Consider the following 17,542-nt stretch of genomic DNA (forward strand, 5'->3'; position numbering starts at 1 on the left):
CGTGACCGTCCGGCTGACGGTGCGCAACGCGGTGGGGGACGTGCGGCTGCCGAACGGCGAGCGGCTGTCGGGGACGGGCCGCACCCGGGAGTCGGTGGTGCCGCCGGCTGCCGGGGCGGTGCCGCGCGGAACGCTGGATCTCACCCTGAACGTGGGTCTCGGAGACGTGGAGGTGGTGCAGGCATGAGAAAGCATCCGGTCGACCCGTTCTCGCTGGTGTCGGGGGCGCTGTTCACCGTGATCGCGGTGGTCTACCTGGCGGCGTCGCTGTCGGGCGACGTGGTGGACGGGCGGGTCGTCGTCCCGGTGGTGCTGATCGGGCTGGGGGCTGCGGGGCTGGCGGGGGCGGTGACGGCGGTGGCCCGCCGCGGCCGGTCGGCGGAGCCTGCGCCGCCCCCGCCCGAGGACTCCTGAGCGCCGGTCAGGTCTGCTGCCGGTTGCCGAGTTCCAGCCGGTCGCCGTTCCTGGTGACGCTGTACTTCGGCAGCGGCTTGGTGGCGGGACCGTTGACGACGGCTCCCGTCCCGGCGTCGAAGCGCGAGCCGTGGCACGGGCAGTACATCCGGCCGTCCCGGGGGCGTCGACGGTGCAGCCGGAGTGGGTGCAGATCGCCGAGAAGGCGCAGTACTGGCCGGCGGCGGGTTGCACGATGTAGATGGCGTCACCGCTGGCGGGGTCCTTGACCTGCGCGGATCCGCCGACCGGCACGGCCGAGGCGGCGACCGAGGGAGCGGCCCCGGTGCCGCCGGAGGGCGGGGCGACGGGGGCGGCCTCGGTGCGGCCGGGGCCGGGAGCGGACGTGGCGGGGGTGACGGTCACCGCGTCCTTGCCGCGGCCGAAGGTGGCGGTGAGGGAGCCGGAGAGCAGCCCGGCGCCGCCGAGGGCGACGGCCGCGATCCCGCCGTCCAGCAGGGCCCGCCGGCGGACGGTCTCCTCCGCGAGTCCGCGGGCCCGGTCCCGTTCGGCTCGCCGGGCCAGGTAGCCGTCGACGGACAGATACGGGGTGCCGGCGAGCACGATCGGGGTCCAGGCCATCAGGTAGGCGAGGTCGTTGCCGAGGTAGTACGGCGAGACGCTCCAGCTGACGGTGAGGAAGAGGGTCAGGTTGATCATGGCGCCGCCGGCCGCGGCGAGCCGCCCCCACAGGCCGAGCAGGGTGCCGAGGCCGACCGCGAGCTCGCCGAAGGCGATCAGCAGGGCGACGAAGGTCGGCATGTGCAGGGCCAGGTCGAGTGCCCAGCCGATCGGACTGGCGCCCTTGACCGCCTGGGTCTGCGAGACGAACGAGGCCGGGTCGCCCGCGCCCGCCAGGTAGTGCGAGTCGGTCAGCTTGTCGAACGCCGCGTAGACGAAGGTGACGCCGAGGAAGAGGCGCAGCGGCAGCGTCGCGAACCGGGTGGCGGTCTGCTGCCAGGGAATGCGCCGCGCGCTGTCGTGCGGCGGTCGGTGTCCGTCGTGCCCCGGGGTCATACCGATGCCCTTCGCTCACGCCTGTCGTCCGATGACAGGTCCGGTCCGATTCTGCCCGGAGCCGACCGGGTTCTGCGGCAGCTCCGGTGGCGTACGCAGCCGCGCCGCCACTCCCCAGTACGGAAGCGGCGGCGCGGTCGTTCAATCGGCCGGGAGACCGGCCGGTGGGATCACTCCCACTCGATGGTGCCCGGCGGCTTGCTGGTGATGTCCAGGACGACGCGGTTCACGTCGCGGACCTCGTTGGTGATCCGGGTGGAGATCTTGGCCAGCACGTCGTAGGGCAGCCGCGACCAGTCGGCCGTCATGGCGTCCTCGGACGAGACCGGGCGCAGCACGATCGGGTGGCCGTAGGTGCGGCCGTCGCCCTGGACGCCGACGCTGCGGACGTCGGCGAGCAGCACCACCGGGCACTGCCAGATCTCGTTGTCGAGACCGGCCGCGGTGAGCTCCTCGCGGGCGATGGCGTCGGCCTCGCGGAGCAGGTCGAGACGCTCCTCGGTGACCTCGCCGACGATCCGGATGCCCAGGCCCGGGCCGGGGAACGGCTGGCGCTGGACGATCTCGGCGGGCAGGCCGAGCTCCTGGCCGACCATCCGGACCTCGTCCTTGAACAGCTTGCGCAGCGGCTCGACCAGCTGGAACTGGAGGTCCTCCGGCAGGCCGCCGACGTTGTGGTGCGACTTGATGTTGGCGGTGCCGGTGCCGCCGCCGGACTCGACGACGTCCGGGTAGAGCGTGCCCTGGACGAGGAAGTCGACGGACTCGCCGTGCTCGCCCGCCTCGGCCACGATCTCGGCCTGCGCCTGCTCGAAGACCCGGATGAACTCCCGGCCGATGATCTTGCGCTTCTGCTCGGGGTCGCTGACCCCGGCCAGGGCGCTCAGGAAGCGCTCCTTGGCGTCGACGACCTTCAGCTGGACGCCGGTGGCGGCCACGAAGTCCTTCTCGACCTGCTCGGTCTCGCCCTTGCGCATCAGGCCGTGGTCGACGTACACGCAGGTCAGCCGGTCACCGATGGCCTTGTTGACCAGGGCGGCGGCGACCGCGGAGTCCACGCCGCCGGAGAGGCCGCAGACGGCGCGCTTGGTGCCGACCTGCTCGCGGATCAGCGCGACCTGCTCGTCGACCACGTTGACGGTCGTCCACGTCGGGGCGAGGCCGGCGCCGCGGTACAGGAAGTGCTCCAGCAGCTGCTGGCCGTGGTCGGAGTGCAGGACCTCGGGGTGGTACTGGACGCCGTAGAGGCGGGCCTCGTCGTTCTCGAAGGCGGCGACCGGCACCACGCCCGTGGAGGCGGTGACGGTGAAGCCCTCGGGCGCGGCCGAGCAGGCGTCGCCGTGCGACATCCACACGGAGTGCTGCGCCGGGATGCCCTCGAAGAGGGTCGAGCCGGTGCGGGAGACCGACAGCGGGGTGCGGCCGTACTCGCGGGCACCGGTGTTGTCGACGGTGCCGCCGAGGGTCACGGCCATCAGCTGGAAGCCGTAGCACATGCCGAAGACCGGGACACCGGCCTCGAACAGCGCGCGGTCGATGCGGTGCGCCCTCCTCGTAGACCGAGGAGGGGCCGCCGGAGAGGATGATCGCCTTCGGGTTCTTGGCGAGCATGTCGGCCACCGGCATGGTGCTCGGCACGATCTCGCTGTAGACCCGCGCCTCACGCACCCGGCGGGCGATGAGCTGGGCGTACTGGGCACCGAAGTCGACGACCAGGACGGTGTCGTTCTCAGGTGCGGACTGGTCCGGGGAAGCAGAGGACACGGACGGCCTTCCGGCGGGTGTGGGGAGTGTCTGGTGCCGAGTCTACCGGGCGCCTCGAACGCCCCGATTCACCCGCTTGCCGCGGACGGGCGCCGTGACCGGCCCGGGCGGCGGATCGTTGCACCTCATGACCGTACGACCGGACCGGGCCCGCCAGGCCCGGGCGGCCCCCGGACGGTCGGCAGGACCACGCGTGGATGCCTCGATCCGGTCCACCGGCACGCGTGGCGGGCAGCGCCCGCCGTGGGACCGCGCGCCGGTGCACAGTCGGGCCAGCAGGGGACAGCGACCCCGGCCGTGACCGGACGGACCGACGGGGCGGGGCGGCCGGCGCCGGCCGCCCCGCCTCCCGGCGCCCGCCCCGTCACTCGGGCTCCGTTCGCACGCCCCCGTGCGCCCCGGCTTGCCTCTACTACGGAGCGTAGTCGTTCTCCCGGGTCGATTCCCGCCCCGCACGCCGCACCGAACCGCCTCCGGAGGACCCTCCGCCGAACGCCGGGCGACAAACGGACTGCGGCGAAGTGTGCCGAATCGGTTGCACAGTAAGGCTTCCGTCCAGCACGATGCTGGATGTGGGGGTTGGCCGTCCGCCGTGACAGGCGGCGCACTCCGGTTTCCGGACGACCGGTGAACCGGCAGCGACAACGGTTATCACCTCACGCTCCGTGAAGGCCGACCCGGCCCGCGCGTGCCGGAGCCCGCACACCCGCCGGGCGTCCGTCGCGCTTCCAAGCCATCCGACAGGCGGCGCTCTTCCCCCGGCGCCGTCATCCCCAGCACCGGCGCCGCCCTGACGCCGAGTGCTGAACGACAAAGGGCCCCGTTCCCCCGCGGGGCCCTTTGCCCTGTCCGGGGCCGGTCCGGGCGCTGTCCGTCGGTCCGGGCGCTGTCCGTCGGTCCGGGCGCTGTCCGTCGGTCCGGGCGCTGCCCGGGGGCGGTCTACGACCGGCCGCGCCAGTCCAGCACCTCGGCGCCGTACGGCGGCGGCGCGCTGTCCGGCTCGACCGCGCCGTGCACGGCGTCCGGGGGCGCACAGCCATCCACGGCGCGCCGTCACGGTGCTCGGAGGGCGCACCGCGCCCGGCAGGCGCCGGGCGGACGGCGGCGAACAGCGCCGGCAGCGCGAACGCACCCAGCGCCGCCCAGAGCAGCACGGCCACCAGCACCGTGCCGACCGTCAACGACACGGAGTACCCGTGCTCCTGCTGCGTACCGGGCTCCATACCGAGCCCGAACCGGTAGCGCATCGACAGGCCGGCCAGCATCGGCACGGCCAGCAGCACCGCGTACAGCACCGCCAGCCGCAGCCGGTCGCCCGCCCCGAGCCCCCGGCTGTACGCCGCCCGGGCCAGCACCAGCGCGCCGGCCACCGCCGGCAGCAGCGCCCAGCGCCACTGGCCGCCCGCACCGCCGAGGTCGAACAGCGACAGCGTGCGGGACACGTCGCCGCCGGCCAGCCGCACCGTCGCACCGGAGCCCAGCCCCAGCAGCAGGAGGCCGCCGTTGGCCGCCACCGGCAGGTAGACCCAGGGCTGCAGCAGGTCCGGGTGGAACACGGCCACGGCCAGCGCCGCCGCCGTGGCCAGCCCGACCGGCACCGCCGCGGCGCGCGCCGCCGGGGCGAGCACGTCCGCCCAGCGGCCGGCCCGGGCACGCAGCGGGGCGGCGCCGTACACGGCCAGCGCGACCAGCCCGGCCGCCACCGCCGACACCGCGACCACCGTCGGCAGGTCCGTCCCCACCGTCCGGTGGCCCTGTTCCGGCCGGAGTGCGGAGACCTGCAGGTCGACCCGGCCGACCAGCCCCAGCAGCAGCCCCACCGAGCCCGACACGGCCGCCGTCCGGGCGGCCGCCGCCGCGGCCCCGCGGCCCGGTCCCGCCCCGGCGGGCCCCGGCCGGCGCGCAGGCGCCACGCCAGCAGGGCGAGCCAGCCGGCGGCCAGCAGCACCGGCACCCCCGGAGCACCAGCCCGGACGTCACCACCAGGCCGTCCGCGTCACCCGCGTCGTGATCGCGCAGCGGCGCGCCGAAGACGGTGAGCACCAGCGCGATCGCGACCCGGAACCGGCCGCCGTACTCCGTCTGCGGCGGCCAGAGGCCGTCCTCCGCCAGGGCCAGCAGCACGGCCACCGCCACCAGCAGGGCCGTCGGCGCGAGCAGCGCCCGCAGCGCGGGGCGCCAGTCGGCGAGCAGCCGGGCCAGCACGACGCCCGCGCCGCCCGGCTCGTACGGGACCCCGCTGCCCCACCGGCCGTCCGGGGGCGGGCCGGCGTCCTCGACCGCCCCGATGCCGCCCGCCGGCCCGGGCGGGGCCTTCGGCCCGGCGAAGCCGGGTTCCGCGAACGGCAGCCCGCAGGACGCACAGAGCCGCGCCCCCAGCGCGGAGGCCGCACCGCATGCCGTACAGATCGCCATCTGGTCCCCCGGTCCCCGCCCCGCCGCCGAAGACCCGTTTCTCCCACCGGCGGTCGGCGGCTGTCAACCGCGTTCAGTCCTTGCGGACGGGGACCTTCGGGACGGGCAGCAGGGGCAGCCGCAGCGCCCCGAACGCCGCGGTCGGCACGGCCGGCCGGACGGGCTCGACGGCCGCGACCCGCCGGTAGGCCTCGCCCTGCGCCGGGCGCCCGTCCGCCTCGCCGTTGTTCGGCCACAGCGACATCGCCCGCTCGGCCTGCGCGGTGATCGTCAGCGACGGGTTCACCCCGAGGTTGGCGGAGACCGCGGCGCCGTCCACCACGTGGATGCCCGGGTGGCCGTACAGCCGGTGGTACGGGTCGATGACACCGTGCTCGGCGTCCTCCCCGATCGGGCAGCCGCCCAGGAAGTGCGCGGTCATCGGCATCCGCATCAGCTCGCCGACGTTCGTCCCGGCGAAGCCGTTGATCTCGTCCGCGAGGATCCGCGCGGCCTCCTCGCCCTCGGGGATGTGCTCCGGATTGGGCGCCCCGTGGCCCTGCTTCGCGGTCAGCAGCCCCTTGCCGGGCCCCTTCGCCTTGCGGAAGGTGGTCAGCGAGTTGTCCAGCGACTGCATCACCAGGCCGATGATCGTCCGCTCCGACCAGCGGTACTTGGACAGGTTGCGGGCGGACAGCACCGGGTGCCGCACGGTCGTCGCCAGGTAGGAGAGCAGGTTGGACCGGCCGTGCGGGAACTGCAGGATGGTCATCAGGCCCATCGCGTTCGAGCCCTTGCCGTACCGCACCGGCTCGATGTGGGTGTTCGCGTCGGGGTGGATCGACGAGGTGATCGCCACGCCCCGGCTGAAGTCCGCCCTGGCCGCGCCGGTCTTGCGGCGGTAGCGCCGGTTGTCGGTGAGCGCGCCGACCAGCGACTCCGAGTTCGTCCGGGTGAGGAAGCCCAGCTTGGCGGAGATCCGCGGCAGCCGGCCGGTGTCGCGCATGGTGTGCAGCAGCGTCTGGGTGCCGTACGTGCCCGCGGCGACCACCACCTGGCGGGCGCGCAGCGCCGTGCGCGGCCCCTTGCGGCGGCGGGCGGTGGGGACGGTGGCGACGGTGTAGCCGCCGTCCGGGTGCTCGGCGAGGTCGACCACGGTGGTCAGCGGCCGGATCTCGGCGCCGGCCCGCTCGGCGAGGTACAGGTAGTTCTCGATCAGCATGTTCTTGGCGCCGTGCCGGCAGCCGGTCATGCACTCGCCGCACTCGGTGCAGGCCTTGCGGGCCGGGCCGGCCCCGCCGAAGTACGGGTCGGGCACCTCGCCACCGGGCTCGGCCTTCGCGGTGCCGTCGGAGTCCTTGCCGTCGCCGAAGAAGACCCCGACCGGCGCCAGGTGGAAGGTGTCGCCGACGCCCATCCGCTCGGCGGTGGCCCTCAAATGCTTGTCGGCGGCGGTCACCGTGGGGTTGAGGCGCACGCCGAGCATCCGCTGCGCCTGGTCGTAGAAGGGCGCCAGCTCCTCCTGCCAGTCGGTGATGCCGCCCCACTGGCGGTCCTCGAAGAAGGCCTTCGGCGGCACGTACAGCGTGTTGGCGTAGTTCAGCGAGCCGCCGCCGACGCCCGCGCCGGCCAGCACCAGCACGTTGCTCAGCAGGTGGATCCGCTGGATGCCGAACAGGCCCAGCGCGGGCGCCCACAGGTAGTTGCGCAGGTCCCAGGAGTTCTTCGGCAGGTCGGCGGCGGTGTACCGGCGGCCGGCCTCCAGGACGGCCACCCGGTAGCCCTTCTCGGTCAGGCGCAGCGCCGCGACCGAGCCGCCGAAGCCCGAGCCGACCACCACCACGTCGTAGTCGAATCCGCCGTTGTCCGCCATGGCCGTGTGCTCCTTCGAGGGTGGGGGTCGACTGGCCGGCGCCTATCGGACGCGCAGGGCCTTCAGTGCCTTCAGGCCGGTGGTGAGCAGGCCCGCGAACTGCCGGTCGTCGAGGCCGTGCGAGGGGCCGATCGGCATCAGCCGCTGGGTGGCGACGGTCTGCGCCTCGGTGAAGCGCAGGATGCCCTCGGAGCCGTGCCGGCGGCCGAGCCCGGAGTCGCCCATGCCGCCCATCGGGGAGGCGACCGAGCCGTACGCGGCGGCGTAGGCCTCGTTGACGTTGACGGTGCCGGTGTGGAGACGGGCGGCGACGGCGCGGCCGCGCCGGGTGTCCTTCGTCCAGACGCTGGAGTTCAGGCCGTACGGGGTGGCGTTGGCGGCGGCGACGGCCTCGTCCTCGGTGTCGAAGCGGTAGACGGACACCACCGGGCCGAAGGTCTCCTCGGTGCAGACCGGCATGTCGGTGGTGACGCCGTCGAGGACGGTCGGCTCGTAGAAGAGCGGGCCGAGGTCGGGCCGGGCCTGCCCGCCGGTGAGGACGGTGGCACCGGCCTTGACGGCCTCCTCGACGTGCCGGGTGACGGTCTCCAGCTGCCGGGCGGAGACCAGTGAGCCCATGTCCGCGCCGTAGGCGAGGCCGCCGCCGAGCCGCAGCGCCCGGGCCCGGGCGGTGAACCGCTCCAGGAAGGCGTCGGCGACCGAGCGGTGCACGAAGAGCCGCTCGATGGAGATGCACAGCTGGCCCGCGGAGGAGAAGCAGGCGCGGACGGCGCCCTCGGCGGCCCGGTCGAGGTCGGCGTCGGCGAGGACGAGCAGGGCGTTCTTGCCGCCGAGCTCCAGCGAGGCGCCGACCAGGCGGCCGGCGGCCTGCTGGGCGACCTGGCGGCCGGTGCGGGTGGAGCCGGTGAACGAGACGTAGTCGGCGTGCTCGACCACGGCGGGGCCGACCACCGGGCCGTCGCCGATCACGATCTGCCACAGGTCGGCGGGCAGGCCGGCCTCGACGAGCAGCTCGCGGGCCCACAGCGCGGTCAGCGCGGTCTGCGTGTCCGGCTTGTTGACCACCGCGTTGCCGGCCGCGAAGGCGGGCAGCGCGTCGCTGACGGACAGCTCCAGCGGGTAGTTCCACGGGGAGATCTGGCCGACCACGCCCTTGGGGCGGCGGGCCTCCAGGGTGTGGGTGAGCACCGGCAGGGCGCCGCCGCGGCGGCGGTCGCGCAGGTAGGCGGGGGCCTTGCGGCCGTAGTGCCGGGCGGCGAGGGCCGCGCCGAGCACCTCCTCGAAGGCGTGCAGCCGGGTCTTGCCGGTCTCGGCCTGGATGAGGTCGAGCACCTCGTCCTGGCGGGCGAGCAGCAGGTCGTGGAAGCGCAGCAGCACGGCGGCCCGGCGGCGGACGGGCTGGGCGGCCCAGGCCTGCTGGGCGGTGCGGGCGAGCCGGTAGGCCCGCTCCACGTCGGCCGGGGTGGACTGCGGGAGGGCCGCGAGGCGCTCGCCGGTGAGCGGGGCCAGGGTCTCGACGGCCTCGGCGTCCGGCCCGGCGGTGACGCCGCGGACGAGCCGGGCGACCACGGCGTCGGTGACCGCCGAGGCGACGGTGCGGGCCCCGCCGGGGGCCGCGGGGTTGCGTCCGGTGCCGGTGGACCGGGCCTGGGTGTCTGCCGTGGTGTCCGTCATGGTGCGCAGCCTAGGCCCTCACGGCCCGCTTGTGTACCCGCCGGTAACAGCAATTGGGGTGACGGTGCGGTGACGCTCAGTGCTCCACGGCGAAGTTGTTCAGGACGACCGTGAACCGGCGCAGCGCCTCCTGCCAGTCCTTCTCCGGGGAGGCCACCAGCACGTCGTACGAAGTGCCGTCCTCGGTACGGAACTCGGCCTCCTTGAGGTGCCTGCGCCCGGAGCCGTCCAGGGAGTTGTAGCTGAACTCCCAGATCGCGCCCTCCTGGCCGTTCACCTTGATGGCGTTCAGGCCCTCGCGCCGGTAGGCCTGGCGGTTCTTGGTGATGGACTCCTCCATCTGGAGGAAGTGCTGCATCGGGGTCAGCGGCTGACCGACCGTCACCGCGAACTGCAGGTAGTGCACCTTGCCGTCCGGGCTGTAGTAGATCTCGTTGTTGTCGGTGGACCGCGTCCACGGCTTGCCGCCGGTCGGCACCGGGAAGCGGAACCCGGCCGGGTCCTCCGTCCACGCGTAGCCGCCGGGCGGCGGGCCGGGGGCCTTCGACGGGTCGGCGGTCGGCACGGTCAGCTGGCTGCTCTGCGGATCGGTGGGCACGCCCGACGAGCCGTCCGGGAGGTGGGTCAGCCCGTACGCGGCGCCGCCGGCCACCAGCGCGGCCACCACGGCCGCGAGCAGCAGCCGCGGCCAGAGCCGCCGGCGGCGTCCGGTGGGCTGCTGCGGGGCGGGCTGCAGCGGGAGGGGAGTGGGCGGGACGGGAGCGGGCGGGACGGGAGCGGGCGGGACGGGGGTGCTGTCGGCCGGCGCTGCCGGCCCGGGCGGCGCTGCCAGGGTCGCGGGCGGCGGAGGGACCGGCATGGTCGGCCCGGTGGGCAGCGGTTCGACCGGCTGCGGTGCGGGCTCGGTGCGGTCCACCACCGGCACCCGCTGGGTGGGCGTGCGGTGCACCCCGCCGGGCGCCTTCATGCCGAGGGTGTGGCCGGCGGTGACCTCACGGAGCATCCGGGCCGCCTCGTCGGCACCGGGGCGCTCGTCCGGGTCCTTCGCCATCAGCGCGGCCAGCACCGGCCCGAGCGCGCCGGCCCGGCGGGGCTCCGGCAGCGGGTCGGCGACGACCGCGGCCAGTGTGGTCAGCGGCGAGGTGCGGCGGAACGGCGACTCGCCCTCGACGGCCGCGTACAGCGTGGCCCCCAGGCCCCACAGGTCGGAGGCCGGGCCCGGACGGTCGCCCTGGGCGCGCTCCGGTGCCAGGTAGTCGGGCGAGCCGACCAGGTCGCCGGGGCGGGTGAGCTCGGTGGAGCCCTCGAAGGTGGCGATGCCGAAGTCCAGCAGGACGACCCGGCCGGTGCCCTTCTCCAGCAGGACGTTGGCCGGCTTCACGTCGCGGTGCAGCACGCCGAGCTGGTGGCCGCGGTGCAGCGCGGCCAGCACCTGGAGGCCGACCTCGGCGGCCTCGCGCGGCAGCAGCGTGCCGTCCTGGCTGATCACGTCGGCCAGCGAACGGCCGTCGACCAGCTCCATGACGATCCACGGCCGGCCGTCGTCCTCCAGCACGTCGTGGATGGTGATGACACCCGGGTGCTTGATCCGTGCGGCGGCTCTGGCCTCGCGCTTCATCCGGGACTGGAGGATCTCCAGCTCCTCCTCGTCGAGGTGGCTGACGGTCAGCTCCTTGACCGCGACCTCGCGGTCGAGCATCTCGTCCCGGGCCCGCCAGACGGTGCCCATGCCGCCGCGGCCCAGCCGGTCGCCCAGCACGTACCGACCCGCGAGCACCCTGCCGGTGTCCCTGGCCCCCGTCGACCGGTCCTGCACGCCCATGGCGACCGCTCCCCCATCCTCAGTCCACCGTCACCGTGACGGAGGTATCGGTGCACCGCAGACTCACCGCACGGACATCTTCCAACTCCAGGTTAGGCGGCGCTCCGCCGGGGCCCGAATCCCCTCCCGCGCCGGAACGGGGGCCGCTCAGCCCGCGACCAGGACCACGGCCGCCAGCCCGGCGATCAGGGTCAGCAGCACACCGCCGACCAGCAGCGGGCCCAGCAGCGCGGGCGGGACGCGCGGCGGACGGGCGGGCCCGCCGGCCGCCCGCTCCACCGCACGCGAACGGCGGGAGCGCGGCACCGGCGCGAGCGCGGCGGGGCGCGGCACCGGCAGCAGCGGCGGCTCGTCCTGCGGACCGTACGGCTCGGGCGCGCCGGCCAGCAGGGCGCGCAGCCGGGCCTGGGCCTGCTCGGCGGTCGGCCGGGCGGCGGCCGGCGCGAGCAGGTCCTCGACCAGGCCGCGCAGCGGGCCGCAGCCGTCCGCGGGATAGCGTCGGCCGTCGCGGACGGCGCCGAGCAGGGTCGGCAGGTCCGTCTCCGGGTAGGGGCTGTGACCGGTGAGCAGGCGGTACAGCAGGACACCGAGCGACCAGCAGTCCGCCGCGGGCCCGGAGTCGGGCGGCCAGCGCTCCGCCCGGGCGCCGACCAGGTCGGCGCGGGCCTCGTACACCCGGCGCGGGACGGGGCCGCCGAGCTGGGCGGCGAGCGCCTCCTGGGCGGCGCCGAGGAGCAGGCCGCCGAGCAGGGCGGCGCCGTCCTCGCAGACCAGCACCGCGTCCGCGGTGACGTTGCCGTGCACGAGGCCGGCCTCGTGGAGGGCGCGCAGCGCTCCGGCCAGGTCCGCCCCCAGTTCGGCGACCCGGAAGGGCGGAACGGGGCCGGCCCCGGCGAGTTCGGAGAGCGCGGATCCCGGTGCGCCTTCCTCGGCGACCCACAGCAGCCCGGCGTCGGCGGCCGCTCCGCTCTGGGCGAGCAGCCGGGGGTGGCGCGGGAGCTGCGCGGCGAGAGCGGCCACCTGCCCGGCGAGCCGGATCCCGAGCGGGGCGTCGCTCTGCTCGTACACCTGGTCGGGAACGAGGAGTTCCGGCAGGTCCAGGGCGTGCAGCAGGACCGGCGCGCCGGTGGCGGTGTCCTGCGCGGGCAGGACTTCGCCGACCGGACGGTCCGTCACCCGGTACCTTCCGGCCACCATCTGACCCGGGGCCGCTCGCATGTGGATTCCTCTCGCCCCGGCCAGCGTACGTCGCCGCGGGCCCGGGATCGCCCCCGTGGGAGGGACGGATCCGACCGGCACCGGCCCCGACCTGGCGGGCTGCCCCGCCGGGCCGTCCGCGGCCCGGGCCGCGTCCGCCGGCGTCCGGTCGCCCCCGGGGTGAAGGACGGCCCGCGGCGCGGCGCGGTTGCGCCGACGGACGGACGGGCGGGCTGGCGGCGCTACGGGGCCGGCTGGAAGCTGTCGAAGCCGGTGGTGCGGGCCGCGGTGTTGGCGGCGGAGTTCCAGTCGGCGTCCGCCGACGTCCACAGGAGCGCGTAGCCGTACTTGCCGTTGCCGGTGACGAAGCCGCGGTTGAGCGAGTGGTTGGTGGTGCCGCTGCCGGACGTCCACTCCCAGTCTGCCGCGTTCGTCCACTGCCGGTAGGTGATCGCCTGGAGCTGGATGCGGTGGTAGTTGCGGGCGTTGAGGCCCTTCTCGGCGGACTGCCAGTCGGCGATGGCGCTGGGGCTCGCGCCGACCTTCCAGTCGACGAGGAGCTTCAGGCCGTTGCCCTCGAAGACGTGGCTGGTGGCGTCGTAGCCCTGGCCCTTGTCGGCGAGCCACTGCGGCAGCACGATCGAGAAGCCGGAGTCGTCGCGGTACGTCCGGTAGCCGTCCGGCACGGCCGCGCCGGGGACCGGGGCGGCGGTGCCGCCCGGCGGGTCGCCCGCCGGGCCGGTCGGCGAGGGCTGCGCGGAGCCGCCCGGGCCGGTCGCGGACGCCGCGGCGGAGGCCGCGCCGGACGGCGGGCCGGAGGGGGCGGCCTTCGAGACCGCGGAGGCGGCCGGCGCGGCGCCCGCACCGTCGGCGGAGGAGGAGCCTGCGCCCGTCCCCTTGTCGTGGTGGTTCAGCAGCACCACGGTGACCGCGACGAGGACGAGGACCAGCAGGACGGCTGCCCCGGCGAGCACGGCCGGCGCCGGGCGGCGGCGCTCGCGCGGCGCCCCGGACGGCGGCACCGCACCCATCGGCGCGGTGTGCGCGGCCGCGGGTACCGACGCGGCGGCCGCCGGCACCGGGGCCGGTGCCGGTGCGGGTATCGGTTCGGCCGACCGGCTGCCGACCCGGACGGTGCCGACCCGGCCGCGCCGGGCGGGCGCCGGCCGGGTGGGCTCGGCGGCCGGACCGGCCGGCTCCTCGGCGGGCAGCCCGGGCTTCTCCGCGGCCGACGGGACCGGCGGGGCCGACGCAGGGGCCGGCTTCGCGGCGGGGACGGCCGTGGCCGCGACCGGGGGCGCGGTCTGCTGGGTGGTGGACTCGGCCCGGGCGGTGTCGTCAGCGACGATCCGGCGCAGCATCGAGCGGGTGGTGGAGGCGTCGAGGCGCAGCTCCGGGTCCTTCTCCAGCAGCCGCTCGATGACCGGGCGCAGCGCCCCGGCGTTGGCGGGCGGCGGCAGTTCCTCGGTCATCACCGCGGTCAGGGTGGCCAGCGCCGAGCCCCGGTCGTAGGGCGGCTTGCCCTCGACCATGGCGTACAGGGTGCCGCCGAGCGACCAGAGGTCGGCGGGCGGTCCGGGCTTGCGGCCGCGGGCGCGCTCCGGGGAGATGTACGAGGGGGCGCCGACCAGCATGCCGGTGGAGGTGACCGAGGTGTCGCCCTCGACGCTGGCGATGCCGAAGTCGGTGAGCACCACCCGGCCGTCGTCGCCGATCAGCACGTTGGACGGCTTCACGTCGCGGTGCAGGATGCCCTGGGCGTGCGCGGCGTCCAGCACGCCGAGGACGTCGAGGGCGATCGCGGCGGCGCGGGCGGGGGCCAGCGGGCCCTCCTCGGCGATCACGTCGGCCAGCGAACGGGACTCCACCAGCTCCATGACGATCCAGGGCCGGTCGTCCTCCTCGACCACGTCGAAGACGGTGACGGCGGCGGTGTGCCGGATCCGGGCGGTGGCCTTGGCCTCGCGCAGGGTGCGGACGATCAGGCGGTGCTTCTCCTCCTCGTCCACGCCGCCGTGCATGCGCAGTTCCTTGACGGCGACGACCCGGCCGAGCATCTCGTCCTCGGCCCGCCAGACGGTGCCCATGCCGCCCCGGCCGAGCACCTCGCTCAGCCGGTACCGTCCGGCCAGCAGACGGCCGGTGGGCTCCTGCGGCTGCGTCATCGGTGCGCTCCCCAAGGTTGCTGGCCAGGCGCGACGGCCCGGGTGTGCCGGCCGCGGACGGTCTCCGACCACAGGCGGGGCCCGGCCGGGCGGCGTTGACGGCGCGTCGGGCCGCAGCAGGCGAAGCGGGCCCGTGAACGCCAAGTGTCCATCATCCCCTGTGACTCGGGCCCGCGACCAATCGGCCCCGGGGGTTCCGGCCGCCCGGCCGCCCGGTTCGTGATCGAAAAGGCGGGTCCGCACAGGGGTCGTCCGCCGCGGCGGCACACGGATGTTCACCGGATCTCCCCGCAGGCCGCACCGGATCCGCCCACGACGGAGCCCCCGGGTCGCCGCGGGATGCGGCGGCCCGGGGGCTCCGGGAGGCGTCAGCGGTGGTCGGCCGTCGGGTTGACGGTGACCTCGACGCGCTGGAACTCCTTCAGCTCCGAGTAGCCGGTGGTGGCCATCGCACGGCGCAGCGCACCGAAGAGGTTCATGGTGCCGTCGGGGGTGTGCGACGGGCCGGTGAGGATCTCCTCGGTGGTGCCGACCGTGCCGAGGTCGACCTTCTTGCCGCGCGGCACGTCCTCGTGGACGGCCTCCATGCCCCAGTGGTGGCCCTTGCCGGGCGCGTCGGTGGCGCGCGCCAGCGCGGCCCCGATCATCACCGCGTCCGCGCCGCAGGCGACGGCCTTGGCGAGGTCGCCGCTGTAGCCCACGCCGCCGTCGGCGATGACGTGCACGTAGCGGCCGCCCGACTCGTCCATGTAGTCGCGGCGGGCCGCGGCCACGTCGGCGACGGCGGTGGCCATCGGCACCTGGATGCCGAGCACGTTGCGGGTGGTGTGCGCGGCACCGCCGCCGAAGCCGACCAGCACGCCGGCCGCGCCGGTGCGCATCAGGTGCAGCGCGGCGGTGTACGTGGCGCAGCCGCCGACGATCACCGGCACGTCGAGCTCGTAGATGAACTGCTTGAGGTTGAGCGGCTCGGCGGCGCCGGAGACGTGCTCGGCGGAGACCGTGGTGCCGCGGATCACGAAGACGTCCACGCCGGCGTCGACGACGGCCTTGGAGAACTCGGCGGTGCGCTGCGGGGAGAGCGCGGCGGCGGTGACCACACCGGAGTCGCGGATCTCCTTGATGCGCTGCCCGATCAGTTCGGCCTTGATCGGCTCGGCGTAGATCTCCTGGAGGCGGCGGGTGGCGGCGGCCTCGTCGGAGATGGCGGCGATCTCCTCCAGCAGCGGCTGCGGGTCCTCGTAGCGGGTCCACAGGCCTTCGAGGTTGAGCACGCCGAGGCCGCCGAGGTTGCCGATGGCGATGGCCTGCTGCGGCGAGACCACGCTGTCCATCGGCGCCGCCAGGAAGGGCAGCTCGAAGCGGTAGGCGTCGATCTGCCAGGCGATCGAGACCTCCTTCGGGTCACGCGTACGGCGGCTGGGGACGACGGCGATGTCGTCGAAGGAGTACGCCCGGCGGCCGCGCTTGCCTCGCCCGATCTCGATCTCAGTCACTTCGAGCCCTTCTGCTGCTTTTCTTCTCCCGGCGGGGTCACCCCGGCCGGGACCAGTATCCCGCAACGGCCGGACCGCCCGCCGCACCCGTCCGCGACACGGTCACCGCGCCCCGGCCGGGCGGGACGCGCGAGGGCCCGCCGCCGCGGGGTGCGGGGGCGGGCCCTCGGGGGTGCCGCGGTCAGCGGCTGGTGTAGTTCGGGGCCTCGACGGTCATCTGGATGTCGTGCGGGTGGCTCTCCTTGAGGCCCGCCGAGGTGATCCGGACGAACCGGCCCTTGCTCTCCATCTCGGCGACGGTGGCGGCGCCGACGTAGCCCATGGTCTGGCGCAGGCCGCCGATCAGCTGGAACAGCACCGCGGAGAGCGGGCCGCGGTAGGGCACCTGGCCCTCGATGCCCTCGGCGATCAGCTTCTCGTCCGAGGTGACCTCGCCCTGGAAGTAGCGGTCCTTGGAGAAGGACTTCGCCTGCCCGCGGGACTGCATCGCGCCGAGCGAGCCCATGCCGCGGTAGGACTTGAACTGCTTGCCGTTGATGAACAGCAGCTCGCCGGGCGACTCCTCGCAGCCGGCCAGCAGGGAGCCGAGCATCACGGTGTCGGCACCGGCGGCGAGCGCCTTGCCGATGTCGCCGGAGTACTGCAGGCCGCCGTCGCCGATGACCGGGACGCCGGCCGCCTGACAGGCGAGCGCGGCCTCGTAGATCGCGGTGACCTGCGGGACGCCGATGCCGGCGACGACGCGGGTGGTGCAGATGGAGCCGGGGCCGACGCCGACCTTGACGCCGTCGACACCGGCGTCGATCAGCGCCTGGGCGCCGTCACGGGTGGCCACGTTGCCGCCGACCACGTCGACGCCGACGGCGGCCTTGATCTTGGCGATCCAGGCGAGCGCGTTGTGGCTGTGGCCGTGCGAGGTGTCGACGACCAGGAAGTCCACGCCCGCGCCGACCAGCGCCTGGGCGCGGTCGAAGGCCTCCGCGGAGGCGCCGACCGCGGCACCGACCAGCAGCCGGCCCTCGCGGTCCTTGGCGGCGTTCGGGTACTGCTCGGCCTTGACGAAGTCCTTGACGGTGATCAGGCCCTTGAGCCGGCCCGCGTCGTCGACCAGCGGCAGCTTCTCGATCTTGTGACGGCGCAGCAGCGCCATCGCGTCCTCGCCGGAGATGCCGACCTTGCCGGTGATCAGCGGCATCGGGGTCATGATCTCGCGGACCTGGCGGCCGCGGTCCGACTCGAAGGCCATGTCGCGGTTGGTGACGATGCCGAGCAGTCGGCCGTCCGGGTCGGCGACGGGCACACCGCTGATCCGGAATCGCGCGCAGAGCGCGTCGGCCTCGGCGAGGGTGGCCTCGGGGCCGACCGTGATCGGGTCGGTGACCATGCCGGACTCGGAGCGCTTGACCAGGTCGACCTGGTTGACCTGGTCCTCGACGGACAGGTTGCGGTGCAGGACGCCCACGCCGCCCTGGCGGGCCATGGCGATCGCCATCCGCGACTCGGTGACCTTGTCCATCGCCGCGGAGAGCAGGGGGATGTTCACCCGGACGTTGCGGGAGACCCGCGAGGAGGTGTCGACCTGGTTGGGGAGCACCTCGGAGGCCCCGGGCAGCAGCAGGACGTCGTCGTACGTGAGCCCGAGCATGGCGAACTTCTCGGGTACGCCTGCGGCGTTGTAAGACATGTG

The 17,542-nt window shown here is 74.9% G+C and carries 8 protein-coding genes and 2 pseudogenes; all 10 read right to left on the bottom strand.

The annotated features are described in order from the left end of the window. Window positions 1-957 precede the first annotated feature (957 nt). Window positions 958-1,470 (bottom strand): annotated as a pseudogene (locus ABEB13_RS40600) (DoxX family membrane protein); the annotation flags it as partial. A 170-nt stretch (window positions 1,471-1,640) separates the two neighbouring features. Then, window positions 1,641-3,234, bottom strand: a pseudogene (guaA, locus tag ABEB13_RS17480) (glutamine-hydrolyzing GMP synthase). Window positions 3,235-4,001: 767 nt separating this feature from the next. Beyond that, window positions 4,002-5,066 (bottom strand): hypothetical protein, encoded by a 1,065-nt coding sequence (locus ABEB13_RS17485; protein ID WP_345706263.1) that lies wholly within the window; start codon window positions 5,064-5,066, stop codon window positions 4,002-4,004. Window positions 5,067-5,722: 656 nt separating this feature from the next. Beyond that, complete coding sequence (locus ABEB13_RS17490; protein ID WP_345706264.1) at window positions 5,723-7,501, bottom strand: GMC oxidoreductase; 1,779 nt, start codon at window positions 7,499-7,501, stop codon at window positions 5,723-5,725. A gap of 42 nt (window positions 7,502-7,543) precedes the next feature. Beyond that, window positions 7,544-9,175: a succinic semialdehyde dehydrogenase gene (locus tag ABEB13_RS17495; protein ID WP_345706265.1), complete on the bottom strand. Its 1,632-nt coding sequence runs from the start codon at window positions 9,173-9,175 to the stop codon at window positions 7,544-7,546. A 76-nt stretch (window positions 9,176-9,251) separates the two neighbouring features. Further along, window positions 9,252-10,997 carry a serine/threonine-protein kinase gene (locus tag ABEB13_RS17500; protein WP_345706266.1) on the bottom strand — a complete coding sequence of 582 codons (1,746 nt, stop codon included), beginning with the start codon at window positions 10,995-10,997 and terminating at the stop codon, window positions 9,252-9,254. Between the two features lie 147 nt (window positions 10,998-11,144). Then, the gene (locus tag ABEB13_RS17505; protein ID WP_345706267.1) at window positions 11,145-12,173 is read right to left on the bottom strand and encodes a protein kinase family protein; all 1,029 of its coding nucleotides are present in this window, start codon (window positions 12,171-12,173) and stop codon (window positions 11,145-11,147) included. A gap of 263 nt (window positions 12,174-12,436) precedes the next feature. After that, window positions 12,437-14,359 (bottom strand): serine/threonine-protein kinase, encoded by a 1,923-nt coding sequence (locus ABEB13_RS17510; protein WP_345706268.1) that lies wholly within the window; start codon window positions 14,357-14,359, stop codon window positions 12,437-12,439. Window positions 14,360-14,727: 368 nt separating this feature from the next. Further along, window positions 14,728-15,855, bottom strand: coding sequence for a GuaB3 family IMP dehydrogenase-related protein (locus ABEB13_RS17515; protein WP_345706269.1), 1,128 nt, complete (start codon window positions 15,853-15,855; stop codon window positions 14,728-14,730). A gap of 181 nt (window positions 15,856-16,036) precedes the next feature. Beyond that, complete coding sequence (gene guaB / locus ABEB13_RS17520) at window positions 16,037-17,539, bottom strand: IMP dehydrogenase (RefSeq protein WP_345706270.1); 1,503 nt, start codon at window positions 17,537-17,539, stop codon at window positions 16,037-16,039. Between the last annotated feature and the right edge of the window lie 3 nt (window positions 17,540-17,542).

The organism is Kitasatospora paranensis (assembly GCF_039544005.1).
In the GTDB taxonomy this organism is placed as follows: Bacteria; Actinomycetota; Actinomycetes; order Streptomycetales; family Streptomycetaceae; genus Kitasatospora; species Kitasatospora paranensis.